Here is a 14,943-nt window from a genome sequence, read left to right on the forward strand (position 1 = left end):
TCCTGTGAGCGGCTTTTTTATTTCGGGTACAAATCCTTGCGGCGATACGGCTCTTTCTCGCCTTCTTTCCGCGTTTTCAAAAGCTTCAGGATCCACGCGTATTGCTCCGGATGAGGGCCGACGAAATGCTCCACTTCTTCGTTCATACGACGTGCCAGCGTTACGTCATCGGCGTCAATCAGGTCATCCATCGGCGGGCGAATCAGCACGTCTAAACGGTGCGTTTCGCCGTTATAGACAGGGAACAGGGGGATCACTCGCGCGCGACAGACTTTCATCAGGCGACCAACGGCGGGCAGCGTCGCTTTATAGGTTGCGAAGAAATCGACAAATTCGCTCTGCTCCGGGCCGTGATCTTCATCCGGAAGATAGTAGCCCCAGAAACCATCGCGTACCGATTTAATAAAAGGTTTGATGCCATCCTGACGGGCATGCAGGCGGCCGCCAAAGCGCAGACGCACTTTATTCCAGACGTAATCCAGCACGCGGTTTCCCTGATGGTGAAACATCGCGGCGACATGAACGCCGCGCGAGGCCAGCAGCATGGCCGGAATATCCACGCCCCAGCCATGGGGCACCAGAAGGATCACGCTTTCTTTGCTTTCAAGAAGCTCATTAATAATGGCTTCTCCGTGCCAGTCGACGCGGCTCAGCACTTTTTCAGGTCCACGCAGGGCCAGTTCGGCCATGAAGACCATCGACTGCGGCGCCGTCGCGAACATGTTGTCGATGATCGCTTCACGCTGGGCTTCTGATAATTCCGGGAAGCAGTAAAACAGGTTAATACGTGCGCGACGACGGGCACTTTTGCCAAAGCGACCCGCCAGCCGCCCTATTTTGCCAAGCAGAGGATCGCGAAGAGCGGGCGGTATCATCGCCATCGCGGCGAAAGCACCAACGCCCAGCCAGGAGCCCCAGTAGCGAGGATGCAAAAACGCGCGTTCAAAGGTTGGAATGTATTCACTGTTTGTTTTTTTTGTTTCCATGACGGTTCTCAGGCCAGAGCCAGGTAATCAAAAGAGAAAATAATGAAGGAGTTTAGCGGCGCAAAGGCCGTCAGACAAAATAAAAAGCCGGCGCGCGAAGGCACCGGCTGTTAAGTGCAGCACTTTTAATCAAGCGACAACTGCGGCACCACCTCTTTGACCTGCGCCAGGTAATCGCGACGGTCCGAACCGGTCAGACCTTCGGAGCGCGGCAGCTTCGCCGTCAGCGGGTTGACCGCCTGCTGGTTTATCCAGATTTCATAGTGCAGGTGCGGGCCAGTGGAACGGCCCGTGTTGCCGGAAAGCGCGATGCGATCGCCGCGTTTCACTTTCTGCCCGGGTTTCACCAGCAGTTTTTTCAGGTGCATATAACGGGTGGTATAAGTACGCCCGTGACGGATTGCCACGTAATAGCCTGCCGCCCCGCTACGCTTCGCCATTACCACTTCGCCGTCCCCCACCGCCAGTACTGGCGTACCTTGCGGCATAGCGAAATCGACGCCTTTATGCGGCGCGACACGCCCGGTCACCGGATTCAGGCGACGCGGGTTAAAGTTAGAAGATACGCGGAACTGACGCGACGTCGGGAAGCGCAGGAACCCCTTCGCAAGCCCTGAGCCGTTACGGTCGTAGAATTTGCCGTCTTCTGCACGAATCGCGAAATAGTCTTTACCGGCGGAGCGCAGGCGCACGCCCAGCAACTGACTCTGTTCACGTTTACCATCGAGCATTTCACGCGACATCAGCACAGAAAACGCATCGCCTTTTTTCAGCTTACGGAAGTCCATCTGCCACTGCATCGCTTTAATGACCGCGCTGATTTCGGAGCTGGTGAGCCCGGCATCTTTGGCGCTTGCAACAAAGCTTCCGCCAACGGTGCCTTTAATGACGTTGTTGACCCAGTCGCCCTGCTGCACTTCGCTGCTCATTTTAAAGCCGCCTGCGGGGGTGCGGTCATACGTACGGGTTTCGCGGCGTGACATCTCCCAGGTCAGGCGCTGTAATTCGCCGCTGTCGGTGAGCGTCCAGGAGATCTGCTGGCCGATTTTCAGGTTACGCAAGTCTTTATCGACTGAGGCAAGCTGGCTGATATCTCCCATGTCGATACCATACTGATTCAGCACGCTGCTTAAGGTATCGCCAGTGGAAACAACATATTCATGCACCCCGGCTTCGCCCGCGGTTTTATCGTCAAGTTCATCCTGCGGAATGGCTTCATCATCTTCCGGTGCAGCCTGATCGATAGGCTCGCTCGCCTCAGGCAGAAGAGAACGGATTTCGCTCTTTTGCAGTTCAATGGTTTTAACGATAGGCGCTGATTCGGGGTGGTAAATGTACGGTCGCCAGACGGCGACCGCGAGAGTGAGAACTGTAAGAGACCCCAGCATAACGCGATGGGGTCGTGGCAGGTTGTTAAATGCCAGGGCGACAGAGCGGGCTATCTGTTGCACGTATCCACTTCCTCGTTAATCTCCTTTCAGGCAGCTGGCATATTGGTTAGATAACTGAGTCAGGAACTGCATGTAGCTGTCCTTACCCAGGCTGACAGACGTTCCCAGCGGGTCGAGTGTTCCCATACGGACTTTCGTACCCCTGGCAACGGCTTCAATCACCGCTGGCCTGAACTGTGGCTCAGCAAAAACGCACTCGGCTTTTTGCTCAACCAACTGTGTTCTTATTTCATGTAAACGCTGCGCACCGGGCTGGATTTCGGGATTCACGGTAAAATGGCCGAGTGATGTCAGGCCGTAATGTTTTTCGTAGTAGCCGTAGGCGTCATGAAAAACGAAGTATCCTTTCCCTTTCAGCGGTGCCAGCTCGTTCGCCACCTGTTTGTCTGTCCGGGCCAGTTCGGCCTCGAAGCGCTGGAGGTTGGCGTCCAGTTTGGCTTTGCTTTGCGGCATAAGTTCCACTAATTTTTCGTGGATTGCAACCGCCGATGCCCGGGCGATTTCCGGCGACAGCCAGATGTGCATGTTATAATCGCCATGATGGTGATGTTCGTCACTTTCTTCGCCATGATGCGCATGATCGTGGTGGTCGTCATCGTCGTCATCAGCGCCTTTCATCAGCTGCGGTTTGACGGCGGCAAGTTCACTTAGCGCCAGATTTTTTTGTGACGGAAGCGCTTTCACTGATTTATCCATGAATGCTTCCATATCGGGGCCGATCCAGACCACTAAATCCGCTTTCTGCAAGCGTTTTACATCGGAAGGACGCAGTGCATAGTCATGCTCTGAAGCGCCATCCGGTAGCAAAACTTCCGTTGGCAGGACGCCATCGGCGATAGCGGAGGTGATAAAACCTACGGGTTTTATCGAAGCGACAACGGCGGCCTGCGCGCTGCTTACAGCGCCACCCATGATTGCTGCGCCGAGCGCAGCGCAAAGAAGCGTATTTTTATGTAACATATTGCGACTTATCATCGTGATGAATGTTGGAAGTGTGATATTATAACATTCGATAACTTCTGCAATCACTAATTTGCCATGACGAATCTTGTATCGCTTCAGAACGTTAGCGTCTCCTTTGGGCAACGCCGCGTTTTATCTGACATTTCTTTAACGCTCAAGAGTGGGCGTATCCTGACACTTCTCGGCCCCAATGGAGCCGGTAAGTCGACCCTTGTAAGGGTGGTGCTTGGACTGGTAGCACCCGATGAGGGGGATATCAAGCGTGAACGTAACCTGCGCATCGGTTATGTGCCGCAAAAGCTTCATCTGGATTCCACGCTTCCGCTGACGGTGAGCCGCTTCCTGCGTCTGCGCCCTGCTACCCGTAAGGCTGACATCCTGCCCGCCCTCAAACGTGTGCAGGCCGGGCATCTTATTGACGCTCCGATGCAAAAACTCTCCGGCGGCGAGACCCAGCGCGTATTACTGGCCCGCGCCCTGCTCAACCAGCCGCAACTGCTGGTGCTCGACGAGCCGACCCAGGGCGTAGATGTTAACGGCCAGGTAGCCCTGTATGATTTAATCAATCAGCTGCGCCAGGAGCTCGACTGCGGCGTGCTGATGGTATCGCACGATCTTCATCTGGTGATGGCTAAAACCGACGAGGTTTTGTGCCTGAATCACCATATCTGTTGCTCGGGCGCACCAGAAATCGTCTCCACTCACCCCGAATTTATCTCGATGTTTGGCCCGCGTGGCGCAGAACAGCTGGGAATTTACCGTCATCACCATAACCACCGTCACGATCTGCAAGGACGGATTATTCTGCGCAAGGGAAATGGCTCGTTATGATTGAACTTCTGCTTCCCGGCTGGCTGGCCGGTATACTGCTGGCCTGCGCGGCTGGCCCGTTAGGCTCGTTCGTGGTCTGGCGTCGGATGTCATACTTTGGCGATACGCTTGCGCACGCCTCGCTGCTGGGCGTCGCCTTTGGGCTGCTGCTGGATGTAAATCCATTTTATGCAGTGATTGTCGTGACCCTACTGCTGGCAGGTGGGCTGGTATGGCTTGAAAAGCGCCCGCATCTGGCTATCGACACGCTGCTTGGGATCATGGCGCACAGTGCGCTCTCACTGGGGCTCGTGGTCGTGAGCCTGATGGGCAATATCCGTGTTGACCTGATGGCGTATCTGTTTGGCGATCTGCTGGCCGTTACGCCTACCGATCTGCTCTCTGTAGGGCTTGGCGTGGTGGTTGTGCTTGGCGTTCTGTTCTGGCAGTGGCGTAATTTGCTGTCGATGACTATCAGCCCCGACCTCGCCTTTGTGGACGGCGTGCGCTTACAGCGCGTCAAAATCCTGTTGATGATGGTGACCGCGTTGACCATCGGCGTCGCAATGAAGTTTGTGGGTGCGCTGATTATCACCTCGCTGCTTATTATTCCGGCTGCGACCGCACGCCGCTTTGCCCGCACGCCAGAACAGATGGCGGGCATTGCAGTGGTGCTCGGCATAGTGGCAGTAACCGGCGGCCTGACGTTTTCCGCCTTTTACGATACACCCGCTGGCCCGTCCGTCGTGCTTTGCGCCGCGCTGCTATTTATTCTTAGTATGACCAGGCGCCCGCCCGCGTAATAGCACCGGGTGACGCATCGCGTAAGCCATCAGCTAAGAAAAGCGCCCTGGGGCGCTTTTCTTATTTACGGCATCTGAGGCGGCGTAATACCGAAGTGGTTCCACGCCCGCGTCGTCGCCATGCGCCCGCGCGGCGTGCGCTGTAAAAATCCCTGCTGGATCAAGAAAGGCTCGAGTACATCTTCGATGGTTTCGCGCTCTTCCCCAATCGCCGCCGCGAGGTTATCAAGCCCTACCGGCCCACCGAAGAATTTATCGATGACTGCCAGCAACAGTTTGCGGTCCATATAGTCAAAGCCTTCGGCATCAACATTCAGCATATCCAGCGCCTGTGACGCTACGTGCTGGTTGATGACGCCATCGTGACGCACCTCGGCAAAATCGCGCACACGGCGCAGTAAGCGGTTCGCAATACGTGGCGTACCCCGTGAGCGCTTCGCCACTTCAAACGACGCCTCGCCATCCATCTCAAGCCCCATATGGCGTGCGCTGCGGCTGACGATGTGCTGGAGATCGGCGACTTGATAAAACTCAAGGCGCTGCACGATACCAAAGCGGTCGCGCAGGGGGGATGTGAGCGACCCGGCGCGCGTGGTGGCGCCAATCAGGGTAAAGGGTGGCAGATCGATTTTAATTGAACGGGCTGCCGGGCCTTCGCCAATCATGATATCGAGCTGATAATCTTCCATCGCCGGGTAGAGCACCTCTTCCACCACGGGTGAAAGCCGATGGATTTCATCAATAAAAAGCACGTCATGTGGCTCAAGATTCGTGAGCATCGCCGCCAGATCGCCTGCCTTTTCAAGCACAGGCCCGGAGGTGGTGCGCAGATTGACGCCCATTTCATTGGCAACAATATTAGCGAGCGTGGTTTTCCCAAGCCCCGGCGGGCCGAATATCAGGAGATGATCGAGCGCGTCGCCACGCAGCTTCGCTGCCTGGATAAAGATTTCCATCTGGGAACGCACCTGCGGCTGCCCGATGTACTCTTCGAGTAGTTTTGGGCGAATGGCGCGATCGGCCACCTCTTCCGCCACGACACTGCCCGGCGCCACCAGGCGATCTGCTTCAATCATCCTCTACCTCACAATGCCGCACGCAGCGCTTCGCGAATCAGCGTTTCGCTGCTCGCATCCGCCTGGGCGACTTTACTGACCATACGGCTGGCTTCCTGAGGTTTATAACCCAGCGACACCAGCGCGGCAACGGCTTCCGCCTCGGCATCGTCCACCACAGGGCTTGCAGGCGAGGTCAGCACCAGATCGGCTGCAGGCGTGAAGAGATCGCCATGCAGACCTTTAAAGCGGTCCTTCATTTCGACCACCAGACGCTCGGCGGTTTTCTTACCGATACCAGGCAGTTTCACCAGCGCGGCTGGCTCTTCGCGCTCAACGGCGTTTACAAACTGCTGCGCGGACATGCCAGAAAGAATAGCCAGCGCCAGCTTCGGCCCGACGCCGTTGACTTTGATAAGCTCGCGAAACAGCGTGCGCTCTTGTTTGTTGTTAAAGCCGAACAGTAACTGCGCGTCTTCACGCACTACAAAATGGGTGAAAACCACCGCTTCTTTACCGGTTTCCGGCAGTTCATAAAAGCAGGTCATCGGCATATGGATTTCATAACCGACGCCGCCCGCCTCCAGTAACACCAGCGGGGGCTGTTTTTCCAGTACGATGCCTCTGAGTCTGCCTATCACGTTGCGCTCCTGCGTGGGGCTTAAGAAAGTTGCTGGCTATAATATAAAAAAAGCTGGACAGATATCCAGTCGAGATATTGCCTTCGCGAAGAGGATTCGCATGTTGCGAGGCGCCTCGCACCGCTGCGGTAGCGTGATTTCGGGTTACCGCAGACGCCCGCGCGCCAGATTGAGACGCGATTCGCTGACCTGCATCGCGTTCTGGCTGACATGACAATGGGTAATCGCAATAGCCAGCGCATCCGCGGCATCCGCCTGGGGATTCGCGGAAAGCTTAAGCAGCGTGCGCACCATATGTTGCACCTGGCTTTTTTCGGCGCTGCCGATGCCGACAACCGTTTGTTTTACCTGACGCGCCGCGTATTCAAAGACCGGCAGGTCGTGATTGACCGCTGCGACAATCGCCGCTCCGCGTGCCTGACCGAGCTTGAGCGCCGAGTCGGCATTCTTCGCCATAAATACTTGTTCTATCGCGAAGTAGTCAGGATGAAACTGGGTGATGATTTCGCTGACGCCCGCGTAGATGAGCTTCAGCCGGGAGGGCAAATCTGTCACGCTGGTGCGAATGCAGCCGCTGCCGAGATACGTCAACTGACGTCCGGTCTGGCGGATGACGCCATACCCCGTAACGCGCGACCCCGGGTCGATGCCGAGAATAATGCTCATTGCACGTCTCCGGTTAGCGAGAAATGAAACGTTGAAGGTTTGCGTTCGCCGAAAGGCGACGGCTCAGTAAAACGCCAGTCGCGTAGCGTCACTACGCGACTGGCGTGAGCAGAAATCCGTCTCTCTGGCACCGCGCTGAAAACGCTGTCTGCGGGCTGAAAGAGGATAGATATCACAGCGTGGCCGCCACCTCGTCGGAGATCTCACCGTTGTGGTAAACCTCCTGCACGTCGTCGCAGTCTTCCAGCATATCGATAAGGCGCAGCAGTTTCGGTGCGGTTTCCGCGTCCATGTCGGCTTTGGTCGATGGGATCATGGAAACTTCAGCGTTATCGGCTTTCAGACCTGCAGCTTCCAGGGCATCGCGTACCGCGCCCATCTCTTCCCAGGCGGTATAGACGTCAATCGCGCCGTCGTCATACGTCACGACATCTTCTGCACCCGCTTCCAGCGCCGCTTCCATGATGGTGTCTTCATCACCTGCGTCAAAAGAGATAACCCCTTTCTTGCTAAACAGGTATGCCACGGAGCCATCGGTGCCGAGGTTGCCGCCGCATTTGCTGAAGGCGTGACGCACTTCCGCTACGGTACGGTTACGGTTATCGGAAAGGCATTCCACCATCACGGCAGTGCCGCCCGGGCCGTAACCTTCATAAATAATCGTTTCCATGTTCGCGTCGTCGTCACCACCAACGCCGCGCGCGATAGCGCGGTTCAGGGTGTCGCGCGTCATGTTGTTAGACAGCGCTTTATCGATAGCCGCACGCAGACGCGGGTTAGACCCCGCGTCGCCGCCACCCAGACGCGCTGCCGTGACCAGCTCGCGAATAATTTTGGTGAAGATTTTACCGCGCTTGGCATCCTGTGCCGCTTTGCGGTGTTTGGTGTTGGCCCATTTACTATGACCTGCCATAAAAATATCTCCAGAAAGCGCGCCTTTTCAGGCGGCGTTAATAACAAATTCTTCAATCGCCTGCCGGTTGCTCCAGGACTTGGTTAACGCCGCCGCCTCGGCCGCATCAACCCAGCGATAAGTCAGGTGTTCGGTAAACACGATCTCCCGCTCCGTTGGCAGCGCCAGACAGAACCAGGATTCCGTGTTACGCACCACCCCCGGCGCGTAGCGATGACGTAAATGACTGAAAATTTCAAACTCCACCGTGCGCTGACAGTCCATCAAGGTCAGTTGCTCGCGGGCAACGTCAATAGAGACCTCTTCCTTTACTTCGCGCGCGGCGGCCTGCGGCGCGGTTTCCCCCTCCTCCAGGCTGCCGGTGACCGACTGCCAGAAGTCCGGATCGTCGCGCCGCTGCAACATAAGCACCCGTTTCGTATCTTTGGCGTAAATCACGACCAATACCGAAACGGGATGCTTGAACGGCATATTACTTATTCTCCGCTGACTCTTTCTTCACGACAGCGATGCCGAGCTCACCGAGCGCGGTTGGATTCGCAAAGCTCGGCGCTTCGGTCATCAGACAGGCCGCAGCCGTGGTTTTCGGGAAGGCGATAACGTCACGGATGTTATCGGTGCCTGTCAGCAGCATCGTCAGGCGGTCAAGACCAAACGCCAGGCCCGCGTGCGGCGGGGTGCCGAATTTCAGCGCGTCCAGCAGGAAGCCGAATTTCTCGCGTTGCTCGTGCTCATCAATGCCGAGAATACCAAACACGGTCTGCTGCATGTCGCCGCGGTGGATACGTACTGAACCGCCGCCCACTTCATACCCGTTAATGACCATATCGTACGCGTTCGCCACGGCCTCTTCCGGCGCAGCTTTCAGCTCGTCAGCGGTCATGTCTTTCGGTGCCGTAAACGGATGGTGCATCGCACTCAGTCCGCCTTCGCCATCGTCTTCAAACATCGGGAAGTCGATAACCCACAGCGGCGCCCATTTGGTTTCGTCGGTTAACTGCAGATCTTTACCCAGCTTCAGGCGCAGCGCGCCCAGCGCGTCGGCAACCACTTTTTTGTTATCCGCGCCGAAGAAAATCATGTCGCCGTCTTGCGCGCCGGTACGCTCAAGGATGGCTTCCACGATCCCGGCGTTCAGGAATTTCGCCACCGGGCTGTTGATGCCCTCAAGACCCTGCGCGCGGTCGTTTACTTTGATGTACGCGAGACCTTTTGCGCCGTAAATTTTGACGAAATTGCCGTAGTCGTCAATCTGCTTACGGCTAAGCTGAGCGCCGCCCGGGACACGCAGTGCGGCCACACGGCCTTTCGGGTCGTTCGCGGGGCCCGCGAAAACCGCGAACTCAACGGATTTCAGCAGATCGGCTACGTCCACCAGTTCCATCGGGTTACGCAGATCCGGTTTATCGGAGCCGTAACGGCGCTCGGCTTCCGCAAAGGTCATGATCGGGAACTGGCCCAGATCCACGCCTTTAACATCAAGCCACAGCTGACGGATCAGTTTTTCCATGACTTCACGCACCTGCGGCGCGGTCATAAAGGAGGTTTCGACGTCGATCTGGGTAAATTCAGGCTGACGGTCAGCACGCAGGTCTTCGTCGCGGAAGCATTTCACAATCTGATAGTAGCGATCGAAGCCGGACATCATCAGCAGCTGTTTGAAGAGCTGCGGAGACTGCGGCAGCGCGTAAAACTTGCCTTTGTGTACACGTGACGGCACTAAATAGTCGCGCGCGCCTTCCGGCGTAGCTTTGGTGAGCATCGGCGTTTCGATGTCAAGGAAGCCGTGGTCATCCATAAAGCGACGCACGAAGCTTGTGATTTTCGCGCGGGTTTTCAGGCGCTGTGCCATTTCCGGGCGACGCAGGTCGAGATAGCGGTATTTCAGACGCGCTTCTTCGCTGTTGACCTGGTTGGAATCGAGTGGCAGCGGCTCGGCGCGGTTGATGATAGTCAGGTCGGTGGCGAAGACTTCTACTTCACCCGTCGCCATATCGCGATTCACGTTTTTCTCATCGCGCGCACGCACCGTACCGGTGATTTGAATGCAGAACTCATTACGCAATTCAGAGGCGAGGCCGAAGGCGTCGGCGCGATCCGGGTCGAAGAACACCTGAACGATGCCTTCACGATCGCGCATGTCGATAAAAATCAGACTGCCGAGATCGCGACGACGGTTGACCCAACCACACAGAGTCACTTGCTGTCCGACGTGGGACAGATTGAGCTGCCCGCAATATTCTGTACGCATGAGATATCCCTTAATTTAGCCGCAGGCCGTTTGCCGCCTGCCCTGCAGGCACCACTGTCGCAGCTTTGGCTGAATGTCACTACTGGATGAAAAAAGGGGGCTATTATACTGGAAATAACGCGCCGCGATAAGCCCGAAGCCGCGTGCCTGCACGATTGCTGCGCGTGAAATTGTCGCTTCTCACAAAATTTAACAAAATTAGACAACCGCCTTACCCGCGACGCCAGTAAGGTACGCATCCGAAACACGCTTTTAAGGGGAGTTTTTATGTTAACGCTTAAACCCGCCACTACCGCGCTGGTCGTTATTGATTTACAGGAAGGCATCCTTCCGTTTGCTGGCGGCCCGCACAGCGCCGATGATGTCGTCGCCCGCGCCGCAAGGCTTGCCGAGAAATGCCGCGCGGTTGGCGCGCCGGTGGTGATGGTGCGTGTCGGCTGGTCGAAAGATTTCAGCGAGGCGCTCAAGCAGCCAGTCGATGCCCCCATCGCCGGACATTCACTGCCTGACGAGTGGTGGCACTATCCGGTCGCCCTTGGTAAACGCGACAGCGACATCGAAGTGACCAAACGCCAGTGGGGCGCCTTCTACGGCACCGATCTGGAGCTACAATTACGTCGTCGGGGCATTACGACTATCATCCTGTGCGGCATTTCTACCAATATTGGCGTGGAATCCACCGCGCGTAACGCCTGGGAGATGGGCTTTGAGCTGGTGGTCGCCGAAGACGCCTGCTCCGCCGCCGATGCCGCCCAACATGAGGGCAGCATGACGCACATTTTCCCGCGCATCGGGCGCGTTCGCTCAACCGAGGAGATCCTCGCAGCCCTATGATTTATCTCGGTCTGCCGCAGTGGTCGCACCCGAAATGGGTGCGACTTGGCATTACATCGCTTGAAGATTACGCCCGCTACTTCAACTGTGTGGAAGGCAATACCACGCTGTACGCACTACCAAAGGCGGACATAGTTGAGCGCTGGCATGCACAGACCCATGACAATTTCCGCTTTTGCTTTAAATTTCCGGCCACCATTTCGCACAATGCCGCGCTGCGCCACTGCGACGATTTAACCGCCGAGTTTTTTACGCGCCTGTCACCGCTCGCAGCGAGAATCGGTCAATACTGGCTGCAACTGCCCGCTGCGTTCGGCCCGCGAGATCTGCCCGCACTCTGGGCGTTTCTTGATGCCCTGCCTGGTGACTTTACCTACGGCGTCGAAGTGCGCCACCCTGATTTTTTCGCCAAAGGCGAGGCGGAACTGGCACTGAACCGCGGCCTTATCGCGCGTGGCGTCAACCGCGTGATGCTCGACAGTCGCCCGGTACATGCTGCAACACCGCACAGCCCGGCGGTGATCGACGCGCAGCGGAAAAAACCGAAGGTGCCGGTGCACGCGCTGGTCACGGCGCAACACCCAATGGTGCGATTTATCGGCAGCGACGATATGGGGCAAAACGCTGGGTTCTTTTCAGTGTGGCTTGCCAAGCTCGCGCTCTGGCAGCAAAGCACCACGCCTTATCTCTTTTTACACACCCCGGATATCGAACACGCGCCAGAGCTGGTGCATACGCTCTGGCCTGCGCTTCGCGAAGCGCTGCCAGGACTTGGCGATGAACCCGCTATCCCGCATCAGGACACGCTCTTTTAGGGCAGCGACAACAGGACCGCGCCACGCTATCATATTGGCGCCTTTAACAGCGTTAAACGGAGTTTCTATGGTAAGCGCGCTTTATGCGGTTCTGGGTGCGTTGTTATTGATGAAGTTCTCTTTCGATGTGGTTCGCCTGCGCATGCAGTACCGCGTCGCCTATGGCGATGGCGGCTTTAGCGAGCTGCAAAGCGCTATCCGCATTCATGGCAACGCGGTGGAATATCTGCCCATCGGCCTGTTGCTGCTGCTGTTTATGGAGATGAACGGCGCGCAAAACTGGATGCTGCACGTCTGCGGCCTGCTGCTGCTGGTTGGGCGTCTGATGCATTATTACGGCTTCCATCACCGGCTGTTGCGCTGGCGGCGCAGCGGTATGAGCGCCACGTATATTGCGCTGCTGCTGATGGTGCTGGCCAACATCTGGTATATGCCCTGGGAGTTGGTTTTCTCGTTTCATTAGCGCAAAATACGCCCCTTTCGTTTTCCCCAGGATTTTCGCTATGTCAAATCGCGACACGCTGTTCTCCGCGCCGATCGCCCGTCTGGGCGACTGGACTTTCGATGAGCGGGTGGCTGAAGTCTTCCCCGATATGATCCAGCGTTCTGTGCCGGGCTACTCCAATATCATCGCAATGATTGGCATGCTGGCGGAGCGCTTTGTCCAGCCCGCAAGCCAGGTCTACGATCTCGGCTGCTCGCTTGGTGCCGCTACGCTGTCGGTACGCCGCAACGTGCAGCATGACGGCTGCAAAATCATCGCGGTAGACAATTCGCCGGCCATGGTAGAGCGCTGCCGTCGCCATATCGACGCGTTCAAGGCGCAAACCCCGGTGGAGGTGATTGAGGACGACATCCGCAATATCACTATTGAAAATGCCTCTATGGTGGTGCTGAATTTCACGCTCCAGTTTCTGAACCCCGATGACCGCCAGCTGCTGCTCAATAAAATTTATGAGGGGCTAAACCCCGGCGGCGCGCTGGTGCTCTCCGAGAAATTCAGTTTTGAAGACAGCGTGGTAGGCGAACTGCTGTTCAACATGCATCACGATTTCAAGCGCGCTAACGGTTACAGCGAGCTTGAAATCAGCCAGAAGCGCAGCATGCTGGAAAACGTGATGCTGACCGATTCCGTGGAAACCCATAAAGCGCGCCTGCGTCAGGCAGGGTTTGAGCACAGCGAACTGTGGTTCCAGTGCTTTAATTTTGGCTCGCTGGTGGCGCTGAAAGCCGGGAGCGCGGCATGACAGATTTCGGTAAGTTTTATCAGCAGATAGCCTGCGGCCCGCTCGCTCACTGGCTCGAAACGCTCCCGGCACAGGTGGCGGCCTGGCAGCGCGACGCCCTGCACGGGCAGTTTAAGCAGTGGAATAACTCCGTCGACAATCTCCCGACGCTTAAGCCAGACCAGCTCGATTTACTGCACAGCGTAAGCGCCCAGAGCACGACGCCGCTCGGCGACGGCCAACGTAAGCGCATTGAGCAGTTGCTGCGCACGCTGATGCCGTGGCGCAAAGGGCCGTTTTCGCTTTACGGCATCGATATCGACACCGAGTGGCGCTCTGATCTCAAATGGGACCGCGTGTTGCCGCACATCACCCCGCTTGTCGGGCGCACGATCCTGGATGTCGGCTGCGGCAGCGGGTATCACCTCTGGCGCATGGTCGGCGCAGGCGCGCAGCTTGCGGTCGGCATCGACCCGACGCAACTGTTTCTCTGCCAGTTTGAGGCGGTCCGCAAGCTGCTTGGCGGCGATAACCGCGCGCACGTGCTGCCGCTCGGCATTGAACAGATGCCCGCGCTAAACGCGTTCGATACCGTTTTCTCAATGGGCGTGCTCTATCATCGTCGCTCGCCGCTGGAGCACCTCTGGCAGCTTAAAGATCAGCTGGTAAAAGAGGGTGAACTGGTGCTGGAAACGCTGGTAGTGGAAGGCGATGAAAATACCGTACTGGTGCCGGGCGAGCGGTACGCACAGATGCGCAACGTCTATTTTATTCCTTCGGCACCCGCGCTGAAAAACTGGCTGGAGAAGTGCGGATTTGTCGATGTGCGGATTGCGGATTATTCCGTCACGACGGTGGAAGAGCAGCGTCGCACTGACTGGATGCAAACCGAATCGCTGGCTGATTTCCTCGATCCGGATGACGCGACCAAAACCCGCGAAGGCTACCCTGCCCCGCTGCGTGCCGTTCTCATCGCACGCAAGCCCTAAAATCTACTCCCGCCCGCCGCGGGCGGGAGAAATGGCGCGTTATTGTGGAATACGCAGCACCTGGCCTGGATAGATTTTCTCCGGGCTGGTCAGCATCGGTTTATTGGCTTCAAAGATTTTCGGATACTGGTTCGCATCACCATAAACCTCTTGGGAAATCGCACTCAGCGTGTCGCCTTTTTTCACGGTGTAGTACTGGCTCTCAGGCGCCGGGCTCGCCACGGCGACATTGTCGTCAACATGACCGATACCCGCGATATTGCCTACCGCCACCAGAATTTTCTCTTTAGCTTCCTGGCTTAACCCCTGACCGGTAACGGTCGCTTTGCCGTCTTCCACCTGTACCTGAACTTTATCGGCGTCCGGGATCCCGGTTTTCTTCAGGTGCTCCTGAACTTTCGCATTCTGTTCTGCCGCATCGTGATGCCCGGAAACGCTGTCCCAGATTTTCTCGCCCGCTTCTTTCACAAAATTCAGTAAACCCATATTTCCTCCACAGAAAAATCGTTGCCCGTAAAGTCTGGCAAAAAAAAGGAAAAA

17 protein-coding genes are annotated in these 14,943 nt (G+C 56.7%); 7 read left to right on the forward strand and 10 right to left on the reverse strand.

Going from position 1 to position 14,943, the window contains the following annotated elements:
* Positions 1-17 precede the first annotated feature (17 nt).
* The 3 genes from lpxM to znuA form a co-directional block, all read right to left on the reverse strand.
* Positions 18-986, reverse strand: coding sequence for a lauroyl-Kdo(2)-lipid IV(A) myristoyltransferase (gene lpxM, locus AFK62_RS11560; RefSeq protein WP_053531920.1), 969 nt, complete (start codon positions 984-986; stop codon positions 18-20).
* A 125-nt stretch (positions 987-1,111) separates the two neighbouring features.
* On the reverse strand, positions 1,112-2,437 hold the full coding sequence (gene mepM, locus AFK62_RS11565) for a murein DD-endopeptidase MepM (RefSeq protein WP_007677926.1): 1,326 nt from the start codon (positions 2,435-2,437) through the stop codon (positions 1,112-1,114).
* Positions 2,438-2,452: 15 nt separating this feature from the next.
* Positions 2,453-3,397, reverse strand: coding sequence for a zinc ABC transporter substrate-binding protein ZnuA (gene znuA, locus AFK62_RS11570; protein ID WP_007677928.1), 945 nt, complete (start codon positions 3,395-3,397; stop codon positions 2,453-2,455).
* A 78-nt stretch (positions 3,398-3,475) separates the two neighbouring features.
* Here znuA and znuC point away from each other — a divergent pair, with 78 nt between their 5' ends.
* A complete protein-coding gene (gene znuC / locus AFK62_RS11575) occupies positions 3,476-4,231 on the forward strand; it encodes a zinc ABC transporter ATP-binding protein ZnuC (protein ID WP_032984733.1) in 756 nt (251 codons plus the stop codon).
* A complete protein-coding gene (gene znuB, locus AFK62_RS11580) occupies positions 4,228-5,013 on the forward strand; it encodes a zinc ABC transporter permease subunit ZnuB (RefSeq protein ID WP_007677933.1) in 786 nt (261 codons plus the stop codon). Before znuC ends, znuB begins: the two co-directional genes overlap by 4 nt.
* 65 nt (positions 5,014-5,078) lie before the next feature.
* Here the strand turns inward: znuB and ruvB are convergent, their stop codons facing one another.
* The 6 genes from ruvB to aspS form a co-directional block, all read right to left on the reverse strand.
* Positions 5,079-6,089 carry a Holliday junction branch migration DNA helicase RuvB gene (gene ruvB, locus AFK62_RS11585; RefSeq protein ID WP_007677935.1) on the reverse strand — a complete coding sequence of 337 codons (1,011 nt, stop codon included), beginning with the start codon at positions 6,087-6,089 and terminating at the stop codon, positions 5,079-5,081.
* A gap of 8 nt (positions 6,090-6,097) precedes the next feature.
* Complete coding sequence (gene ruvA, locus AFK62_RS11590; protein ID WP_007677936.1) at positions 6,098-6,709, reverse strand: Holliday junction branch migration protein RuvA; 612 nt, start codon at positions 6,707-6,709, stop codon at positions 6,098-6,100.
* Between the two features lie 144 nt (positions 6,710-6,853).
* Positions 6,854-7,375 carry a crossover junction endodeoxyribonuclease RuvC gene (gene ruvC / locus AFK62_RS11595; protein ID WP_007677938.1) on the reverse strand — a complete coding sequence of 174 codons (522 nt, stop codon included), beginning with the start codon at positions 7,373-7,375 and terminating at the stop codon, positions 6,854-6,856.
* A 172-nt stretch (positions 7,376-7,547) separates the two neighbouring features.
* Positions 7,548-8,288 (reverse strand): YebC/PmpR family DNA-binding transcriptional regulator, encoded by a 741-nt coding sequence (locus AFK62_RS11600; RefSeq protein ID WP_007677940.1) that lies wholly within the window; start codon positions 8,286-8,288, stop codon positions 7,548-7,550.
* Between the two features lie 27 nt (positions 8,289-8,315).
* Positions 8,316-8,759: a dihydroneopterin triphosphate diphosphatase gene (gene nudB / locus AFK62_RS11605; protein WP_007677944.1), complete on the reverse strand. Its 444-nt coding sequence runs from the start codon at positions 8,757-8,759 to the stop codon at positions 8,316-8,318.
* Position 8,760: 1 nt separating this feature from the next.
* A complete protein-coding gene (aspS, locus tag AFK62_RS11610) occupies positions 8,761-10,539 on the reverse strand; it encodes an aspartate--tRNA ligase (protein ID WP_007677946.1) in 1,779 nt (592 codons plus the stop codon).
* Between the two features lie 267 nt (positions 10,540-10,806).
* On the opposite strand from aspS, the gene AFK62_RS11615 reads away from it, so the two are divergent.
* The 5 genes from AFK62_RS11615 (at position 10,807) to cmoB (ending at position 14,403) form a co-directional block, all read left to right on the forward strand.
* Positions 10,807-11,373 (forward strand): hydrolase, encoded by a 567-nt coding sequence (locus tag AFK62_RS11615; RefSeq protein ID WP_053531921.1) that lies wholly within the window; start codon positions 10,807-10,809, stop codon positions 11,371-11,373.
* Positions 11,370-12,188 (forward strand): DUF72 domain-containing protein, encoded by an 819-nt coding sequence (locus tag AFK62_RS11620; RefSeq protein WP_007677950.1) that lies wholly within the window; start codon positions 11,370-11,372, stop codon positions 12,186-12,188. Before AFK62_RS11615 ends, AFK62_RS11620 begins: the two co-directional genes overlap by 4 nt.
* A gap of 67 nt (positions 12,189-12,255) precedes the next feature.
* The gene (locus AFK62_RS11625) at positions 12,256-12,651 is read left to right on the forward strand and encodes an MAPEG family protein (RefSeq protein WP_007677951.1); all 396 of its coding nucleotides are present in this window, start codon (positions 12,256-12,258) and stop codon (positions 12,649-12,651) included.
* Between the two features lie 40 nt (positions 12,652-12,691).
* On the forward strand, positions 12,692-13,435 hold the full coding sequence (cmoA, locus tag AFK62_RS11630; RefSeq protein WP_007677953.1) for a carboxy-S-adenosyl-L-methionine synthase CmoA: 744 nt from the start codon (positions 12,692-12,694) through the stop codon (positions 13,433-13,435).
* Positions 13,432-14,403: a tRNA 5-methoxyuridine(34)/uridine 5-oxyacetic acid(34) synthase CmoB gene (gene cmoB / locus AFK62_RS11635; RefSeq protein WP_007677955.1), complete on the forward strand. Its 972-nt coding sequence runs from the start codon at positions 13,432-13,434 to the stop codon at positions 14,401-14,403. The genes cmoA and cmoB overlap by 4 nt, the downstream gene beginning before the upstream one ends.
* Positions 14,404-14,442: 39 nt before the next feature.
* On the opposite strand, the gene lysM is transcribed toward cmoB, so the two are convergent.
* Complete coding sequence (gene lysM / locus AFK62_RS11640; protein WP_007677959.1) at positions 14,443-14,889, reverse strand: peptidoglycan-binding protein LysM; 447 nt, start codon at positions 14,887-14,889, stop codon at positions 14,443-14,445.
* Between the last annotated feature and the right edge of the window lie 54 nt (positions 14,890-14,943).

The organism is Cronobacter condimenti 1330 (assembly GCF_001277255.1).
Lineage (GTDB): Bacteria > Pseudomonadota > Gammaproteobacteria > Enterobacterales > Enterobacteriaceae > Cronobacter > Cronobacter condimenti.